General features: G+C 66.5%; 18 protein-coding genes and 1 tRNA gene. 2 read left to right on the forward strand and 17 right to left on the reverse strand.

Annotated elements, in window-relative coordinates; all coding sequences use genetic code 11:
* The first annotated feature begins 183 nt into the window (after positions 1-183).
* Complete coding sequence (mnmA, locus tag IF10I1_RS03395) at positions 184-1,368, forward strand: tRNA 2-thiouridine(34) synthase MnmA (protein ID WP_186424363.1); 1,185 nt, start codon at positions 184-186, stop codon at positions 1,366-1,368.
* Between the two features lie 51 nt (positions 1,369-1,419).
* Here mnmA and IF10I1_RS03400 read toward each other — a convergent pair whose 3' ends face one another.
* Positions 1,420-1,716 carry a helix-turn-helix domain-containing protein gene (locus tag IF10I1_RS03400; RefSeq protein ID WP_186391194.1) on the reverse strand — a complete coding sequence of 99 codons (297 nt, stop codon included), beginning with the start codon at positions 1,714-1,716 and terminating at the stop codon, positions 1,420-1,422.
* Positions 1,713-2,051, reverse strand: a complete 339-nt coding sequence (locus tag IF10I1_RS03405; RefSeq protein WP_186391195.1) for a type II toxin-antitoxin system RelE/ParE family toxin — start codon at positions 2,049-2,051, stop codon at positions 1,713-1,715. The genes IF10I1_RS03400 and IF10I1_RS03405 overlap by 4 nt, the downstream gene beginning before the upstream one ends.
* A gap of 485 nt (positions 2,052-2,536) precedes the next feature.
* Between IF10I1_RS03405 and IF10I1_RS03410 the strand changes: the two genes are divergently transcribed.
* Positions 2,537-2,613 (forward strand) — tRNA-Met (locus tag IF10I1_RS03410).
* Between the two features lie 293 nt (positions 2,614-2,906).
* On the opposite strand, the gene hypE is transcribed toward IF10I1_RS03410, so the two are convergent.
* The 15 genes from hypE to IF10I1_RS03485 all read right to left on the reverse strand — a co-directional run bounded on the left by hypE (position 2,907) and on the right by IF10I1_RS03485 (position 15,462).
* Positions 2,907-3,929, reverse strand: a complete 1,023-nt coding sequence (hypE, locus tag IF10I1_RS03415) for a hydrogenase expression/formation protein HypE (protein WP_122520616.1) — start codon at positions 3,927-3,929, stop codon at positions 2,907-2,909.
* Positions 3,930-3,976: 47 nt separating this feature from the next.
* A complete protein-coding gene (gene hypD / locus IF10I1_RS03420; protein WP_186391197.1) occupies positions 3,977-5,113 on the reverse strand; it encodes a hydrogenase formation protein HypD in 1,137 nt (378 codons plus the stop codon).
* On the reverse strand, positions 5,110-5,400 hold the full coding sequence (locus IF10I1_RS03425) for a HypC/HybG/HupF family hydrogenase formation chaperone (protein WP_050474654.1): 291 nt from the start codon (positions 5,398-5,400) through the stop codon (positions 5,110-5,112). Before IF10I1_RS03425 ends, hypD begins: the two co-directional genes overlap by 4 nt.
* Before the next feature lie 3 nt (positions 5,401-5,403).
* Positions 5,404-6,891, reverse strand: a complete 1,488-nt coding sequence (locus IF10I1_RS03430; protein ID WP_123194827.1) for a sigma-54 dependent transcriptional regulator — start codon at positions 6,889-6,891, stop codon at positions 5,404-5,406.
* A 13-nt stretch (positions 6,892-6,904) separates the two neighbouring features.
* Positions 6,905-7,792 (reverse strand): hydrogenase nickel incorporation protein HypB, encoded by an 888-nt coding sequence (gene hypB, locus IF10I1_RS03435; RefSeq protein ID WP_058899194.1) that lies wholly within the window; start codon positions 7,790-7,792, stop codon positions 6,905-6,907.
* A complete protein-coding gene (gene hypA / locus IF10I1_RS03440; RefSeq protein ID WP_050474652.1) occupies positions 7,792-8,133 on the reverse strand; it encodes a hydrogenase maturation nickel metallochaperone HypA in 342 nt (113 codons plus the stop codon). Before hypA ends, hypB begins: the two co-directional genes overlap by 1 nt.
* Positions 8,126-9,004, reverse strand: coding sequence for a HupK protein (locus tag IF10I1_RS03445; protein ID WP_186391198.1), 879 nt, complete (start codon positions 9,002-9,004; stop codon positions 8,126-8,128). The genes hypA and IF10I1_RS03445 overlap by 8 nt, the downstream gene beginning before the upstream one ends.
* 17 nt (positions 9,005-9,021) lie before the next feature.
* Positions 9,022-9,876: a [NiFe]-hydrogenase assembly chaperone HybE gene (hybE, locus tag IF10I1_RS03450; protein ID WP_186391199.1), complete on the reverse strand. Its 855-nt coding sequence runs from the start codon at positions 9,874-9,876 to the stop codon at positions 9,022-9,024.
* Complete coding sequence (locus tag IF10I1_RS03455) at positions 9,873-10,709, reverse strand: hydrogenase expression/formation protein (protein WP_186415649.1); 837 nt, start codon at positions 10,707-10,709, stop codon at positions 9,873-9,875. Before IF10I1_RS03455 ends, hybE begins: the two co-directional genes overlap by 4 nt.
* Entirely contained in the window at positions 10,706-11,137 is a 432-nt protein-coding gene (locus tag IF10I1_RS03460) for a hydrogenase accessory protein (RefSeq protein WP_186415648.1), read from the reverse strand. The genes IF10I1_RS03455 and IF10I1_RS03460 overlap by 4 nt, the downstream gene beginning before the upstream one ends.
* Before the next feature lie 5 nt (positions 11,138-11,142).
* Positions 11,143-11,463: a HypC/HybG/HupF family hydrogenase formation chaperone gene (locus tag IF10I1_RS03465; protein ID WP_186415647.1), complete on the reverse strand. Its 321-nt coding sequence runs from the start codon at positions 11,461-11,463 to the stop codon at positions 11,143-11,145.
* On the reverse strand, positions 11,463-12,080 hold the full coding sequence (locus tag IF10I1_RS03470) for a HyaD/HybD family hydrogenase maturation endopeptidase (protein WP_050474647.1): 618 nt from the start codon (positions 12,078-12,080) through the stop codon (positions 11,463-11,465). Before IF10I1_RS03470 ends, IF10I1_RS03465 begins: the two co-directional genes overlap by 1 nt.
* A gap of 270 nt (positions 12,081-12,350) precedes the next feature.
* Positions 12,351-13,079, reverse strand: a complete 729-nt coding sequence (gene cybH, locus IF10I1_RS03475; RefSeq protein WP_186415646.1) for a Ni/Fe-hydrogenase, b-type cytochrome subunit — start codon at positions 13,077-13,079, stop codon at positions 12,351-12,353.
* A gap of 10 nt (positions 13,080-13,089) precedes the next feature.
* Positions 13,090-13,659 (reverse strand): HupE/UreJ family protein, encoded by a 570-nt coding sequence (locus IF10I1_RS03480; protein ID WP_050474645.1) that lies wholly within the window; start codon positions 13,657-13,659, stop codon positions 13,090-13,092.
* A gap of 12 nt (positions 13,660-13,671) precedes the next feature.
* Positions 13,672-15,462, reverse strand: a complete 1,791-nt coding sequence (locus IF10I1_RS03485) for a nickel-dependent hydrogenase large subunit (protein WP_050474644.1) — start codon at positions 15,460-15,462, stop codon at positions 13,672-13,674.
* Positions 15,463-15,465: the final 3 nt, after the last annotated feature.

The raw sequence follows: 15,465 nt of genomic DNA on the forward strand, positions 1-15,465 counted from the left end.
TGGCAGCAGCGCGCCTTGCCTGTATACTCCCCTCATCTCCCGGACGGCCTGACCGCAGTTCCGCCGGGCTGCCTGCGGCACATGCGGGACAGCCTGACTTGCGGCATTTCCGCTGTCATACCCTTCCGGCCAACGCCCATCCCGCCCCCGGCCCTTGACCCCGGCGGAACGAGAGGACGCAAAATGCTGAATACCCTTCATCTGCCGAAGCCCCCGGCAGAAACCCGTGTCGTTGTCGCCATGTCCGGCGGCGTCGACTCGTCCGTCGTCGCCGGCCTGATGAAGCGCGAGGGCTATGATGTCATCGGCATCACCCTGCAGCTTTATGACCATGGCGCGGCCGTGCACCGGGCCGGTTCCTGCTGCGCCGGGCAGGACATTCACGATGCCCGCCGCGTGGCCGAGCGCCTCGGCATCCCCCATTACGTGCTGGATTATGAGCGCCGCTTCAAGGAGCAGGTGATCGACCGTTTTGCCGACAGCTATCTCAACGGCGAAACGCCGGTGCCTTGCGTGGCCTGCAACCAGACGGTCAAGTTCTCCGACCTGCTGGCCACCGCCCGTACGCTGGGCGCCGATGTGCTGGCCACCGGCCATTACGTGCGCACCGCGCCCGGCGCTGACGGCCACCACCAGATGTTCCGCCCCGCCGACCTTGACCGGGACCAGAGCTACTTCCTCTTTGCGACCACGCAGGAGCAGCTCGACTTCCTGCGCTTCCCGCTCGGCGGCATGCCGAAGGCGGACGTGCGCGAGCTGGCCCGCGAATTCGGCTTGTCCGTCGCCGACAAGCAGGACAGCCAGGACATCTGTTTCGTGCCCAAGGGCAAGTATTCCGACGTGATCCAGAAGCTGCGCCCCGATGCGCTGGAGCCGGGCGACATCGTGCATCTGGACGGGCGCGTGCTGGGCCGGCACGAGGGCATCATCCACTACACCATCGGCCAGCGGCGCGGCATTGGCGTTGCCACCGGCGATCCGCTCTATGTGGTGCATCTGGATGCGGCGCAGAAGCGTGTACTTGTCGGCCCCAAGGAGGCGCTCGCCACCCGCACGCTGGAGCTGCGCGACCTCAACTGGCTGGGCACAACGCCTGCCACGGAAGGCATGCGCGCCGAAGTCTTCGCCAAGGTCCGCTCCACCCGCCCGCCAACCCCGGCGGTGCTGACCATCACCGATGGCATCACCAAGGTGGAACTGACTGACGGGGAAACCGGCGTTGCGCCGGGGCAGGCCTGCGTCTTCTATGACAGCGACGACAGCAGCGCGCAGGTTCTGGGCGGCGGCTGGATCGCCCGCGCCAGGCCCCTCGGCCTCACCAGCCCCGCCTTCACCCGCGAAGAAAACCGGACGCTGCCGGCAGCGTGAGACTATTTTCCTCTCCGTCCGCTGCGGACGGAGAGGAAAACCCCGGAAGCATCAGGCGGGTTCGCACACCTGCATCTCGATGCGCAAGCCCGCTGCGGCTGCCATATTCACCAGCGCATCAAGACCGAACAGATTGATCTTGCCGCGCATCAGGTCAGACACACGCGGCTGCGTCACGCCAAACATCTGCGCGGCCTGCGCCTGATTCAGTCCGGCACGCTCGATATGGCTCTTCAACGCCATCATCAGCATAGAGCGAAGCTTCATGTTCTCCGCTTCTTCCGGCGTGTCTTCGATGGCGTCCCAGACACTGGCAAACCGCTCATTGGCAAACTGCGGCTCATTCATCGGCCCTGTTCCTTCAGCAAGTCGCGGTAACGCTTCGCCGCGAGATCAAGATCGGACTTTGCCGTTTTTTCCGTCTTCTTCTGAAAGCAATGAAGCACGTAAACAGCATCAGCAAACCTGGCGGCATAGATGACGCGGAACGCACCGGACGCATCGCGGATCCGGATTTCCTTCACCCCTTGCCCCACCGTGTTCATCGGCTTCCAGTCATCCGGCTCATGACCGCTTTGTACCCGATCAAGCTGATACCCCGCGTCCCGCCGCACCTGTGGCGGAAAGGCGCGCAGGTCATCAAGAGAGCTGCCGCAGAAAGCGACTGGTTTGGATCCCGCCATAATCCGAATATACAAAATCTTGTATAAAAGACAAGCTGCAACAAGGTCTCTGTCAGCTCATCCGCAAACCGCGCCACACCCACCGCGCCGTCCCGGCCTCCGTGCCGGGACCTGTTGTGGGCGCAAAGCCCTCGCCCGCCGCACCATCCGCGCCGGAGGGTCATCCATACAATAAACTGAGTAAATCATGCATATGGTGCCACATCGCGCCTGCTGCATCAAAAGCCAGGCAACGCCATCAGCCCCCGCCCCAAGGCGCCAGAAATCCGCCATTTTCCCCGCATTTGCCGGACAGCCTCACCGCCGTCGTCCACAGGCCGGACAGCCACTTGTGCCGCCTGTCAAAATCCCGTCAAACCCCGCTTGACAGGAGCCCCCGCCCCTTCCTATAAGCTCCCCACACCGGCGCCACCGCGCCGCGCTCAAGCCTCTGCCCGCCGGACAGCCCAACCGCTCCGGCCTCATGAAACGGCAGACGGACGGATGGCGGAGTAGCTCAGTTGGTTAGAGCAGCGGAATCATAATCCGCGTGTCGGGGGTTCGAGTCCCTCCTCCGCTACCAAACTTTCCAAAAAAGTCAGATAGTGATTGACTGACGCAGTGTGTGCCAGATCTTGAGCTTTGCCAATTTGGCAATTTGTACCGACCCTGTACCGGCCGAACGGGCCATTGAACACGCAGCCAGTGGCGGCGGCGCGGGCTTCTGGACACAAAAACAGACAACCCATTAACTGCGGGGGAAAGCTGAGCCCTTCCCTCCCCTCTGGCTGACCGCCGGCGGGCTTCAGGCCTGAGGCCGGTGCTGACCCGTGCTTCCCTCTGCCCGGCAGGTCCGGGCTTTCAGCAACCCGGGTGCTAGCAGATGCGCGGCAGCTGTTCGCCGACCAGCATGTCTACGATGCGCATTCCGCCGAAGGGCGTGGTCATGCGCACCTGGCCCGGATGGGCGGCGCTCGCCCGGCCGATGGCCGCCGCGCCACGCCCCTCGGGCCGCGCGCGCATGGCCGCCAGGGCCGCGGCGGCCTCCTCCTGCGGAACGAACAGGACAAGCGTCCCCTCATTGGCGAGATAGAGCGGGTCAAGCCCGAGGATTTCGCACATGCCGCGTACTTCCTCGCGCAGCGGCAGGGCGGTTTCCTCGATGACAATGCCGACGCCGGCCGCTGCCGCCATCTCGTTGAGAGCGGAGGCAAGGCCGCCACGGGTGCAGTCGCGGGCCGCGCGCGTTCCCGGCGCGGCAGCGATCACCGCCTCCATGAGATGGCCAAGGCCGGCACAGTCGGAGCGGATGCCGGAGGACAGGGCAAGATCGCCGCGCGCCGCCAGGATCGCGGCGCCATGGTCGCCGAGGACGCCGTTGACGATGGCGACATCGCCGGGCTGCAGGAGGCTTGCGGCCAGTTCCCGCCCCGGCGGGATGATCCCGACCCCGGCCGTGGTGACGAAGACCCCGTCGGCCGCGCCGCGCCCCACGACCTTGGTGTCGCCGGTGACGATGCGCACGCCGGCCTTGTCCGCCTCCCCGGCCATCGCGGCAACGATGCGGCGCAGCAAGGCCACTTCCGTTCCCTCCTCGATGACGAAGGCGGCCGAAAGCCAGAGCGGCCGCGCACCGCCGACCGCAAGATCATTGACTGTGCCGCAGACCGCCAGATGGCCGATGTTGCCGCCGGGAAACTCCAGCGGCGTGACGACGAAACTGTCCGTCGTGAAGGCGAGACGGGCACCCGGCTCGGCAAGGGCCGCATGAGCAAGGCGGGCCTGGTCCTCCATCCCCGGTGGATCGAACACGCCGGTGAACACATCCTCGATCAGATCGCGCATGGCCCGGCCACCGCCGCCATGGGCCAGGGTCACATGCGTATCGCGAAGCGCCATTGCTGCTCCCGCCTTTCTGTCACTTTCTTGTCTGCACGCCGTCAGCCTCAGGAGGCCAGCGCCCGCGCCCCGCCATATTGCCAATAGGCGGCGCAGGCGCCTTCCGAACTGACCATCAGGGCGCCGAGCGGCGTCTCCGGCGTGCATTGGGTGCCGTAATGAGGGCAGGCCGTCGGCTTGATGCGACCGGTCATGACCGCCCCGCAGGCACAGCCTTCCGGCTCGGCGGTGCGGCGGCTCACTGCGCCATATCCGACGCCGAACTTCGCCTCCGCGTCATAGGCCGCATAGGCCGGGCGGATACGCAGGCCCGAGGCCTCGATCTCGCCGAGACCCCGCCACTCGAAACTCGGGCGCCGCTCGTAAACATCAGCGATGGCGGCGAGGCTGGCGGGATTGCCCTCCCGCGGGACGACGCGGGCATACTGGTTCTCCACCTCGGCCCGCCCTTCGGCGATCTGCCTCAGCACCATCAGCACGGACTGCAGCAGGTCGAGCGGCTCGAAGCCGGCGACGACGATCGGCTTGCCGAACTCCTGCGCGATGAACGCATAGGGCTCCAGCCCGATCACCATGCTGACGTGGCCGGGGCCGACAAAGCCGTCGAGCCGCATGTCGGGGTCCTGCAGCAGGACGCGAATGGGTTCCGGCACGGTGATGTGATTGCAGAAGACCGAGAAGTTCTCCAGCCGCTCCCGCGCCGCCTGCTGCAACGCCAGCGCCGTCGAGGGGGTGGTCGTCTCGAAGCCGAGGCCGAAGAAGACGACCTCCCGGTCCGGGTTGCGGCGGGCAAGCTCCAGGGCATCGAGCGGCGAATAGACCATGCGGATATCGGCGCCGCGCGCCTTGGCCTGCAACAGGCTGCCACGGGAGCCCGGCACCCGCATCGCATCGCCGAAGGTGGTGAAGATCACATTCGGCCGCTCGGCAATCTCGATACATTCATCGACACGGGTCATCGGCAGCACGCAGACCGGACAGCCGGGCCCATGGATGAATTCGATCCCCTCATGCACCAGCTTGTCGAGGCCATAGCGAAAGATCGCATGGGTGTGACCACCGCAGATCTCCATGATGTGCAACGGCTTTTCCCGCGTGGCGCCGATCCGGCCGGCAAGCCGGGCGATTTCGGCGAGCACGGCTCGCGCCGCCAGGGGATCGCGAAACTCCGAGGCAAACTTCATGTCCGTTCCTCCAGGGCACGCTGGCCCTCCGCCATCGCATCAAGAGCTTCCTGCACCTCGCCAAGATCGCGCAGAGCCGCAAGGGTCCGGGCCGCCTCGTCCTCGTCGATCAGGGCCATGGCGAAGCCGACATGGATGAGCACCCACTTGCCCACCAGGCTGTCGAGTGAGGTGCCCATGACGCAGGTGACATTGACCTCGCGCCGGACACCGGACACTTCGGCAAGCGCCATCAGCCTCTCGGGATCGGTGATCGCAACGATTTGTCCGGGAATGCCGAGACACATGGTCTAGTCCTCCTCTTCTTCGCCGCGCCCGCTCGGGTCGGCGATGCCGTAGCGGTCGAGCTTGGCCCTGAGGCCAACCCGGCTGAGGCCGAGTTCCGCCGCCGCCCGGCTCTTGTTCCAGCGATGGCGGGTGAGGGTTTCGCGCAGGATGCGCGTCTCCACCTCCTCCACCCGCTCCTTCAGCGTCGTGTCGCCGGTCAGGAGCATGTCGAGCGCTGCGTCGCGCTCGGCCTGAAGCCCGCCGGGCATCGCCTGCAGGATATGCCGGGAGATCAGGTCCGCCCCCAGCACATCGTCCTGGGCAAACACCAGCATGCGGGTGACCTCGCCGGTCAATTCACGCAGATTGCCGGGCCAGTCATAGGTTTCCAGAAATTCCAGCGCCGCATCGGTGAAGCCGCGGACCGGCTTGCCATGGGCGATGGAGAGATCGGCGGCGATCTGCTGCGCCAGGATGGCGATGTCGCAGCGGCGCTGGCGCAGCGGCGGAACGATGATGCGTCCGACGGCGAGCGCATGATAGAGGCCCGGCAGGAACTGGCCTTCCGCCACCCGTGCCGCCAGTTCGTTGGTCGCCCCTGAGATAAGGCGGACATTGGTGTCGATGAGTTCCTGCCCGCCGAGCGGCGTGAACGTGCCTTCGGAGACGACCCGCATCAGCGCCAGCTGGATCTCGGGCGAGGCCGTCTCCAGCCCGCTCAGATAGAGCGTGCCGCGATCGGCCCGCTGCATCAGCCCGACGCGATAGGTGCCCCCCGGCAGCACGCCGCGTTTGGCCCCGAACAGATGCAGCGCCGCCAGTTCCGACGGCACGCCGGTCAGGTCGAACGTGTAGAACGGCTTGTCCGACCGCAGCGAGCCCAGATGCATCGCCCGCGCGATCCGGCTCTTGCCGGTGCCGGCTTCGCCGGTCAGCAGCACCGGCAGGTCGAAGCTGGCATAGCGCCGCGCGTGATCGATCACCTGGTTCATCGGCGAGGCCGGAGCGCAGCTTATGGTCTCGAACCCCGCCCCCTCGCGCAGCGCCTTGCGCCGCCGTTCCAGCCGCTCCTTCGCGGTGTTGGTGAGGTAGCGCATTTCCAGCACCAGCCGCTCGTTCTCGCGGGCAAGCTGGAACAGGCGCACCGCATTGCGCGCGGCGATCATCAGATGGTCGGGATGCCAGGGCTTGGTCAGGAACTGGTGGATGCCCGCGTCGTTGATCGCCGCCATCATGGCACCGGGATCGGTATAGCCGGTGATGATGACGCGCACCGTCTCCGGCCAGCGCTCCCGCACATCCGCCAGGAACTCCACGCCGGAGCGGCCGGGCATGCGCTGGTCGCAGAAGATCGCGTGCACCCATTCCTTCTCCAGCGTCTGCAGCGCCTCCTCGGCGCCCGGCGCCGTCAGGATGTCGAACTCGTCCTCAAGCGCCATGCGCATCGCGGTCAGCGAATGCGGCTCGTCGTCGACGAGAAGCAGGGTTGGACGGGATGAGGGAGCTTTCATCTCGCGCGGCCTTTCACGAGGCCCTGGCCAGGCGCTTTTCGGCGCGGCGCGCGGCGAGCCAGGCAAGCCAGGCCTCCATTCCCTCGCCGGTGCGGGCCGAGACGAACAGCACCTCGATCAGCGGGTTCACCCGTTTCAGGTTCGCCTCATAGGCCTCAAGCGAGACGTCGCAATGCGGCGCAAGATCCGTCTTGTTGACCAGAGCAAGGCGCGCGGCAGTGAACATGTCGGGATATTTCAGCGGCTTGTCCTCGCCCTCGGTCACCGAGAGGATCGCCACCTTGGCATCCTCGCCGAGATCGAAAGCCGCCGGGCAGACAAGGTTCCCGACATTCTCGATGAACAGCAGGCTGTCGGGCGCGAGCGGCAGGTCGTCCATCGCATGACCCACCATATGGGCATCGAGATGACAGCCCTTGCCGGTGTTGATCTGGATCGCCCGCGCGCCGGTCTCCCGGATGCGGTCGGCGTCGTTCGAGGTCTGCTGGTCGCCCTCGATCACGGCGAGCGGCGTTGTTCCGAGTTCGCGGATGGTGCGGCACAGCAGCGCCGTCTTGCCGGAACCGGGCGACGACACGAGATTGACCGCGTAGACGCCGAGCGCTTTCAGCACCCGCCGGTTGCCGGCGGCATGGCTGTCGTTCTTCGACAGGATTGCGGTCTCCACCGCGATCAGCCGCTCCTGCGACAGGCCGGGCACGGAAACGCCTGCCGGCCCCGTGCCGTAGTGATGGTGGTCATGATCGTGATGGCCATGGTGGTGATGGTCATGAGAATGGTGATGATGATCGTGATGGTGGTGACCATGACCATGATCGTGAGGATGGTCGTGAGGATGATGCTCGCCGATCGGCACGCCGTCCTTCGTCACGCTGTCGCCGCAGCCGCAAACCGTGCACATTAGTTCACCTCCAGGTCTTTGATCCGCATTTCATCCCCGCCCACGGGCAACAGCCGCCCGCCGCCACAGCGCGGACAGGGCGCCAGCCGGTCGTCGAGATCGACCTCGGCGGCGCAATCGAAGCAGGTCGCCCGGCCGGGCAGGTCGATGATCTCCAGCCGGGCGCCGTCGGCAACCCCGCCCCGCATCACCACGTCGAAGGCGAAGTCGAGCGCGGCCCGCTCGACGCCGGCGAAGCGCCCGATTTCCAGCCGCACCACGGCGACCCGGGAAAAGCCATGCGCCTCGGCCTGTCCTTCGATCACCTGGCGGATGCCTTCGCAAAGCGACATCTCATGCATGGGCCACCTCCTCCACCTCGAACCGCTCGCACGGATTGAGCAGCCTGACCACCACCGGCGCAAGACAATGGCGCGACGGCGCGAGGCGCGCCAGGGCGCGTTCGATCGCCCCGCCGGGCGCGGCAAGATCATCCGTCGGCGTCAGCCGGTCGAGCCGGGTCAGCAGACCGCCGCTCGCGGTCGCGGTCAAGGCATAGGTGCCACGCGCGGCCGGGACCAATGCGCAGGACGGGGCGGCCAGTCCGGCGGCAAGATGTCCGGACACAGTCAGCGCCAGCAGGTCGGCCACAAGGCCGAGAGCCTGCCAGAGAGGCCCGTAACCGTAGCACCGGGCGGCTTCGGCCAGCACCGGATGCGTTGCCACCCGCGCCGCCGGCACATTCAGCGCCTCGCCGGGGCGCGGCGCCGCGCTGCGGCCGAGCGGCGGCAGGCCCGGATCCGCCTCCCCCGGTGGAAAGGCTTCGGCGATGCGCCGCATGAGTGGCGACACGCCCTCGCCCAAGGCCAGCCATCCCGGCAGGTCGCCTGCGGCAAAGCGCTCCGCCGCCCCGCCAAGCAGGGCGGTTTCGAGATCGGCGCGCGGCGGCGCCTGCGGCGCAAGCCCCAGCAGCGGCGGCAGATGGACGAAGAGCTGGGCGAGGTGATCGGTCCGGATCTCGGCCGCAAGACCGGCTTGATCTGGCGCACCGAGCCCGAGAGCGAGGTCCAGCGCGCCCAGATGGGCACAGCGGCACAGGCCGAACAGGCGGCCAAGGAGCTGGCGCGCCTCGGCCACCGGGCGGCCGAGCAGCAGGGCTTCCACCGGCATGGCGGGCGCGCGGGCAAGGCGGGCTTCAAGCCCGTCCCCCCGCCGCCTCAGCAAGATGGTCAAGCCCTGCCCGCTCATCATCAGTCGCGCTCCCCCGTTTCGGGCGCCGCGGCAACGGGCGCGGGCTCGCTGGCAAGGCCGGCAGTGATCAGCCGGCGCCGGCTTGGCGCCGTCTCCGTCACGCCCTGTTCACCGGCGGGATCCTCCTCACTGCCCGCCTCGGGCATCCCGGGCGGCGGCGCCAGTTCGGCCTCACGCGCCGCCCGGATATCGGCCGCGCGGTTGGTCTCGTCCCGGTTCGCCGGATCGAACAGCGCCATCATCACCGCCCGCGCAACGTCCTGCGCCTGCATCTGGCTGTTGAAGTCGCCCATGGGCGAGAACAGCGAACAGGCCTTGTAGCCGCCGGTGAGATCGCGCCGGTTATGCAGGAATTCGTAGTCGCCCGACGGGAAGCCGACGACCTCCTTCGTGCCCTGCACCAGTTCGCTCCAGTCGTCGCCGGGCCCCGGCAGCAGCACGAGGTTCATGAACCAGGGCGTGATCAGCACGCCGAGCGGGCGCCCTTCATGCAGGCGGAAGCCGATCGCCTCGACATGCAGCGCCTGATTGATCAGCGGCACGTCGCGCATCTTCGACAGCCAGACGTCCTTGAAGTCGGCGACCAGCATCGACGTGCGTCCGGCAATGTCCTGTTCGGCCATCAAGGCCGGCGAGCCCGGATCCTCCCGCACCATGAACTGGTGCTTGGGGGCATCGCAGCCGGGACATTTCCAGTCCTCCGGCAGCGCCTGGAACGGGGTGCCCGGCAGCACCTGCCGCGTGTCGTCCCCTTCCGCCGGATCGTAGGGCGTCCAGCAGATCTTGCATTCCATGATCGCCAGCGGACTGATCCGGTCGTTGGCGCCGAGATAGGATCCCTCGAACCGGGTCATCGGATCGCCTCCAGAACCTCACGGATGCGCTCGCCGCTGTCGGCAAGATCCTCCGGGGCGGCCAGCGCCACTTCGGGAATGGCCGTCACCTCGAATGTGTCGAGGATCAGCGTGTCCATCGAATTGAAGAACTGCACCCGCCAGACCTGCGGCAGGGCGCAGGCGCTGATCCGGCAGTTGCCGTAGCCGCGCGACAGGATGGTCACGGCCCCTTTGCCGAGCGCCGCATCCAGCCACAGGAGATCCTCCTCCGTATGCGGCAGCAGCGAGAGATTGACCACATGCGGCATCCCGCCAGACCGCCAGTTCGCGGACTGGTCCGCCAGTTCCGCCAGCAGGGCGGGCGCGTTGACGACGCCGGCCGGGCGCGGCGCGGAGAGCATCGGCGCCGGGGCTCCGCCGCCATGGGCGCGCCGGACCGCCTCGGCCGGGACAGGGCCGACCTCGATGCGGTCGATGCCCGCCCCCGCCAGCATCCAGACCCCGGCGAACACGCTTTCCTGAACCATCAGGGCCGGCACGCCCCTCAGCTTCATGGACACTTCGCCCTGTCCGAGCGTCTCGGCCATCAGGGCCCGGCTCGCCGGGTCCATAGCCGACAGGTCGAACTCGGCGCGCTCACCGCCGGCGGTGGCGGCGATCTCGCAGGCCCCGGCGATATCGGCCAGCGTCTTCAGGGCCGGCGTGACCTGCGAGGGATCTCCCACCTCGGGCAGATGCGGCACATAGGTGCGCATGCCCGACGGCAGCGCCATGTAGGACAGTTCCTCGTCGTCGAGAGGCTGCGAACCCGGCCCGAACCCGGCCGGAGGAAACAAGAATCCGTTGCTCATTGCATCCGCTCCGGAGTTCTGAGGCCAAGCAGGCGCGGCAGGTGCACCATGTAGTCGTCCCAATCGCGGATCTTCTGGATCGATCCGAGATAAGTCCCTTCTGCAAAGAACAGGAAACCCGGCGTCTTCAGGGCCTTGAAGATCTCGCGCACCTCCGCCTCCACCGCGTCATCGACGAGCGCGCAGTCGAACACGCCCTGAAACGCCATGCGCAGTTCCGGCAGGATCACCGCAGCATCGGCGGTCTCCAGATTGCGAACCGGATTGCCCGGGACGAGAAGGCAGTGGGTTCCGGGCCGGGCCGTGAAGGCTGAGACCTCATCAAGGCTTGCCAGCAGCGGCCAGCCCAGATCGTCGACGAGACGGCGCAGAAGCGGATGAGAGAGAGAGGCGCCGGAGGCAAGAGCGGCACCGGATGGATCGTGCATGAGGATCATCCCTGGCTGTGACCGGCCGCAAGAGCGGCCTGAAGATGGGGTGGCAGTTCAGGTTCCCGCGCATCCAGGTCGGCAAAGGCCGCGCCCGGATCCTGTCCGGCCATGACCCGCCGCAGCCCCTCCAGCGCGGCGGCGATCACCGCCGCCTCTTCCGGCTCCAGGATCTCACGTGCCGTGCCGAGAAAGCAGAGAAGCCAGTCCCCCGTCTTCGCATCGGGCGTCAGCGAGAGGTCGATCAGGGTCTCCCGGCCGTCGATCATTGCCACACCGGCAATCCCGCAGCGCGAGACGAGCCGCGCCGGCTCGCCGATGCACATCACAGGCTCCCGGGGAAGAAGCGGGCGTCGCCGGTGCGGCAGGCCTCCTCCGCCGAGGGGCGCCCCTGCTCATAGGCGGTGCGGCGGATCGACGGATCAGCAAGGTCTGCAGCGCTGCGGCCGGCAGCGATCTCCACGCCCCAGGCAGCCAGTTCGGCACGGGCAAGGTCCAGCGCGCCGGGAATCGCCGCGGCGACCTGCGGCCGCAGACCGCCGCCGTAATCCTCCAGCTCCACCGGCTGGCAGCCGATCAAGGTAAGCTTGTGCGGACAGCGCCCGAGCAGTTGCGCGGTGGCAATCACGTCCTGGAAACCGGTCTGGTGAAGGCTCATCTTCCTGGCGCCCATGAAGGCGGGCACCTCCCCGTCGCGCACCAGCTTCAGCGTGCCGGGCTCCAGGCCGTAGTCGATGGCATCGAAGACGAGAAGGGCCTCCGCCTCCTCCAGAAAAGGCAGGAGATAAAGCCCCTGCGTGCCGCCATCCAGCAGGCGGACGTGCTCCGGCAGCGCGACGGCGGAGGCCAGCGCCTCGACGCAGCGCACTCCGAAGCCCTCGTCGGCCCACAGGACGTTGCCAATGCCCAGAACAAGAATGGATGATGGATTGGTTGCTGGCATGTTCCCCTCCCCGGAACGGTGCTGGCATGCGGGCTTTCCGCCCTTTGAGGGAAGACTAGGCCAACCGCCGGTTCCGCGGCAGGTTTTTCCGCAAACCGGTGAAAATTATTATTTGTCAGTTATTACAATGAGATAGGAGATCTTCCCGCTCCTCGTGGCCGCAATAAGCCGAAAATTACTCTTCCAAAACTCATGCTCAATGGAAAGGAACTTTCCAGCATACCGGTATGATTCGGGTGACGGCATGCGGCCGCCACCCGAACGGGGCGTTCAGTCCGTGCGGTCGTCCTTGAAGGTCCTGTGACCGGAGATCATCGTCGAGACGATCGACTGCCGGCTCATGATGTCCTCGCGGATCGCGACATAGATATGCACGATCATGAAGATCACGATCCACCACATGCCGAGGTGATGCAGGGTGTGGAGCCGCTGGGTGTTGCCGGCAAGGCCGATGACCCAGCCGAACAGATCGTCATACAAAGATCCCTGGCCCGCCCCTTCCGCGTAGAGCGCCATGCCGGTCACGATCATGAAGCTGGTGCCGAGCGTGATGAAGAAGAACATGGCGAGCTGGGCCAGCGGGTTGTGGCCGATATATTTCTTCGGCTCGCTCTCCAGGAACAGGTACCAGCGGATCTCGAACCAGATCTCGCGCCACCAGTGCCCGTTCAGCACCGGCAGATAGAAGAGCTGCCGGGCGTGGTGATTGCCGAAGATCGCCCAGTAGATGCGGCCGAGAAAGCCGACGGTCAGGATCATCCCCGCGGCGAAATGCGCGAAGCGGATATAGCCGAAGAGGAACTGGTCATAGGCCTCGTGCTGGCCAGCCGAGGGCGGCGGGCTGCCGATGAAGTACCCGGTCATGCACAGGACCAGGATCGCCGACGCATTCACCCAGTGCCAGATCCGCACCGGCGCCTCGTAGACATAGACCGATGATTGCCGCTGGGCCGTGGCGAGTTCCGCCTCCAGCTCGAGGGCATGGCTGTCCTTGTTCATGTCCGCCTCCTCATGATGCGGCCAGCAGCAGGCCGGCGGCAGCGATGGCGCCGCCCAGGACGCGCTGCAGCACCAGCTTGCCGGCGATACCGCGCGCAACGCCGATGCCCGCCACATGCAGAAGCGAGGTGGCGATGACGAAGCCCGCGACATAGGCGATGGCACCACCCTCAGCCTCGCTGGCATGAGCATGGCCGTGACCGAGCGCGAAGAAGCCGATCGCGACGAGAGCCGCGGCCGTGAGTGCGGCCGGCATCTCGGGCTTCGCCACCAGCACCAGGAGGCCGAAGATCACCACCGAAGCGAGGATCAGCGTCTCGACCGCCGGCATGGTGACACCGGCGAAGGCAAGACCCGCCCCCGCCAGCATGGCGCCGAGGAAGGCGGCTGCCCCGCCCCAGGGATGCCGTGGCAGCGCAAGACCCGACCAGATCCCGACCGCCACCATCGCCAGCAGATGGTCGAGGCCGAGGACCGGGTGCAGGAGCCCGGCGAGGAGACCCGAGGTCCCGCCATGGCCGGTATGGGCCAGGGCTGGGGTCGACAGGAGCAAGGCTCCCAGAAAGACTGCGTAGTTCATGGGGTTCCCTCCTCAGCGGACCTTGACCGTCGTCAGCGTGCCGCCGTCGGGCGACATCACATGGGTGGAGCAGGCAAGGCACGGATCGAAGCTGTGCAGCGTGCGCAGGATCTCCACCGGCTCGTCGGGGCGCTCCATGTAGGTGTTCATGAGCGAGGCCTCGAAGGCCCCGATATTGCCCTTGGTGTCGCGCGGACTGCCGTTCCAGGTGGTGGGGACGACGCACTGGTAGTTGTCGATGCGGCCGTCCTTGATCCTGATCCAGTGGCCGAGGGCGCCACGCGGTGCCTCCGTCATGCCCACGCCCTTGGCCTCCTTCGGCCAGGTCTTCGGATCCCATTTCTCGACATTCGCCGTCGACTGGTCGCCGTTCTTGATGTTGGTGATCAGCTTGTCGAAGAAGTATTTCTGCAGGCGCCCGCAATATTCGGACTCCAGCGCACGCGCCGCGGTGCGTCCCAGGGTCGAGAACAGCGCGGAGACCGGCAGGTTCATCGTCCGGAGCAGGCCGTCGACCTGGTTCTTGATGTCCTCGTGCCCCTTGGCATAGCCGACGACATAGCGGGCCAGCGGGCCGACCTCCATGGCATGGCCGCGCCAGCGCGGTGCCTTGATCCAGCTGTACTTGGCGCTCTCGTCCAGTTCCTCGATGTTGGTGCGGGTGCCCTTGGCTTTCGGGCCGAGTTCGTATCGCGGCTCGGTGACGCCGTCCCAGGGATGCAGGCCCTTGCCGGGTTCGGCATAGGTGTACCAGCTATGGTCGACGAACTCCTGCACCTGCTCGGGATCGCGCGGATCGACGTCGTGAACCTCGTTGAGGTTGCCGTTGATGATGGCGCCACGCGGCAGATGCAACTGCCCTGCATCAAAATTGTTCGGATGCTCGGGGATGTCGCCATAGGCAAGCACCGCCTGGCCCGACAGACCACCGCCATAGAGCCAGTTCTTGTAGAAGCCGCCGATGGCGATCACGTCCGGGATATAGACGTTGCGGTTGAACGTGTTGCACAGGTCGATGATGGAACTGACCATGTTCAGCCGTTCCATGTTGATCGCCCCGACCGCGCCGACGCCGTCGATGTTGATCGGACAGGGAACGCCGCCGACAAGCCAGTTCGGATGCGGGTTCTTGCCGCCGAAGATGGTGTGGACCTTGACGATCTCCTTCTGCAGGTCGAGCGCCTCCAGATAGTGGGTCGTCGCCATCAGGTCGGCTTCCGGCGGCAGCAGATAGGCCGGATTGTCCCAGTAGCCGTTCTTGAACAGGCCGAGCTGGCCGGATTCGACGAACTTCTTCAGCCGGTTCTGCACGTCGCGGAAATAGCCCGGCGACGACAGGGGATGGCTCGGGCTGACCGCCTGCTGCAGCTCCGACGTCGCCTTCGGGTCGGCACGCAGGGCATTGATCGGATTCACCCAGTCCAGCGCATGCAGATGGTAGAAATGCACCACGTGATCGTGGATCTGCAGATTGAGCTGCATGATGTTGCGGATCGAGTTGGCGTTGTCGGGGATGGTGATCCCCAGCGCGTCCTCGACCGCGCGCACGCTGGTCAGCGCATGGGTGCCGGTGCACACGCCGCAGATGCGTTCGGTGAAGGCCCAGGCATCCCGCGGGTCGCGTCCCTTGAGGATCACCTCGAGGCCGCGCCACATGGTGCCGGTGGACACGGCGTTGCGGATCACGTTGCCTTCGTCGACATTGACCTCGCAGCGCATGTGCCCCTCGATCCGGGTCACCGGGTCGACGACGATACGCCGGCCCGAGGTGTCGAGGTTGAAACCATTCGGAGTTGCAGTCATCGT

Origin of the sequence: Pannonibacter sp. I15F10I1 (genome assembly GCF_900185665.1) — a bacterium.
GTDB classification, from domain to species: Bacteria; Pseudomonadota; Alphaproteobacteria; order Rhizobiales; family Stappiaceae; genus Pannonibacter; species Pannonibacter indicus.

Coding starts and splice junctions, on each gene's coding strand:
- mnmA (WP_186424363.1), top strand. CDS start 184: ATGCTGAATACCCTTCATCTGCCGAAGCCCCCGGCAGAAACCCGTGTC.
- IF10I1_RS03400 (WP_186391194.1), bottom strand. CDS start 1,716: ATGAATGAGCCGCAGTTTGCCAATGAGCGGTTTGCCAGTGTCTGGGAC.
- IF10I1_RS03405 (WP_186391195.1), bottom strand. CDS start 2,051: ATGGCGGGATCCAAACCAGTCGCTTTCTGCGGCAGCTCTCTTGATGAC.
- hypE (WP_122520616.1), bottom strand. CDS start 3,929: ATGGCGCTTCGCGATACGCATGTGACCCTGGCCCATGGCGGCGGTGGC.
- hypD (WP_186391197.1), bottom strand. CDS start 5,113: ATGAAGTTTGCCTCGGAGTTTCGCGATCCCCTGGCGGCGCGAGCCGTG.
- IF10I1_RS03425 (WP_050474654.1), bottom strand. CDS start 5,400: ATGTGTCTCGGCATTCCCGGACAAATCGTTGCGATCACCGATCCCGAG.
- IF10I1_RS03430 (WP_123194827.1), bottom strand. CDS start 6,891: ATGAAAGCTCCCTCATCCCGTCCAACCCTGCTTCTCGTCGACGACGAG.
- hypB (WP_058899194.1), bottom strand. CDS start 7,792: ATGTGCACGGTTTGCGGCTGCGGCGACAGCGTGACGAAGGACGGCGTG.
- hypA (WP_050474652.1), bottom strand. CDS start 8,133: ATGCATGAGATGTCGCTTTGCGAAGGCATCCGCCAGGTGATCGAAGGA.
- hybE (WP_186391199.1), bottom strand. CDS start 9,876: ATGACCCGGTTCGAGGGATCCTATCTCGGCGCCAACGACCGGATCAGT.
- IF10I1_RS03455 (WP_186415649.1), bottom strand. CDS start 10,709: ATGAGCAACGGATTCTTGTTTCCTCCGGCCGGGTTCGGGCCGGGTTCG.
- IF10I1_RS03460 (WP_186415648.1), bottom strand. CDS start 11,137: ATGCACGATCCATCCGGTGCCGCTCTTGCCTCCGGCGCCTCTCTCTCT.
- IF10I1_RS03465 (WP_186415647.1), bottom strand. CDS start 11,463: ATGTGCATCGGCGAGCCGGCGCGGCTCGTCTCGCGCTGCGGGATTGCC.
- IF10I1_RS03470 (WP_050474647.1), bottom strand. CDS start 12,080: ATGCCAGCAACCAATCCATCATCCATTCTTGTTCTGGGCATTGGCAAC.
- cybH (WP_186415646.1), bottom strand. CDS start 13,079: ATGAACAAGGACAGCCATGCCCTCGAGCTGGAGGCGGAACTCGCCACG.
- IF10I1_RS03480 (WP_050474645.1), bottom strand. CDS start 13,659: ATGAACTACGCAGTCTTTCTGGGAGCCTTGCTCCTGTCGACCCCAGCC.
- IF10I1_RS03485 (WP_050474644.1), bottom strand. CDS start 15,462: ATGACTGCAACTCCGAATGGTTTCAACCTCGACACCTCGGGCCGGCGT.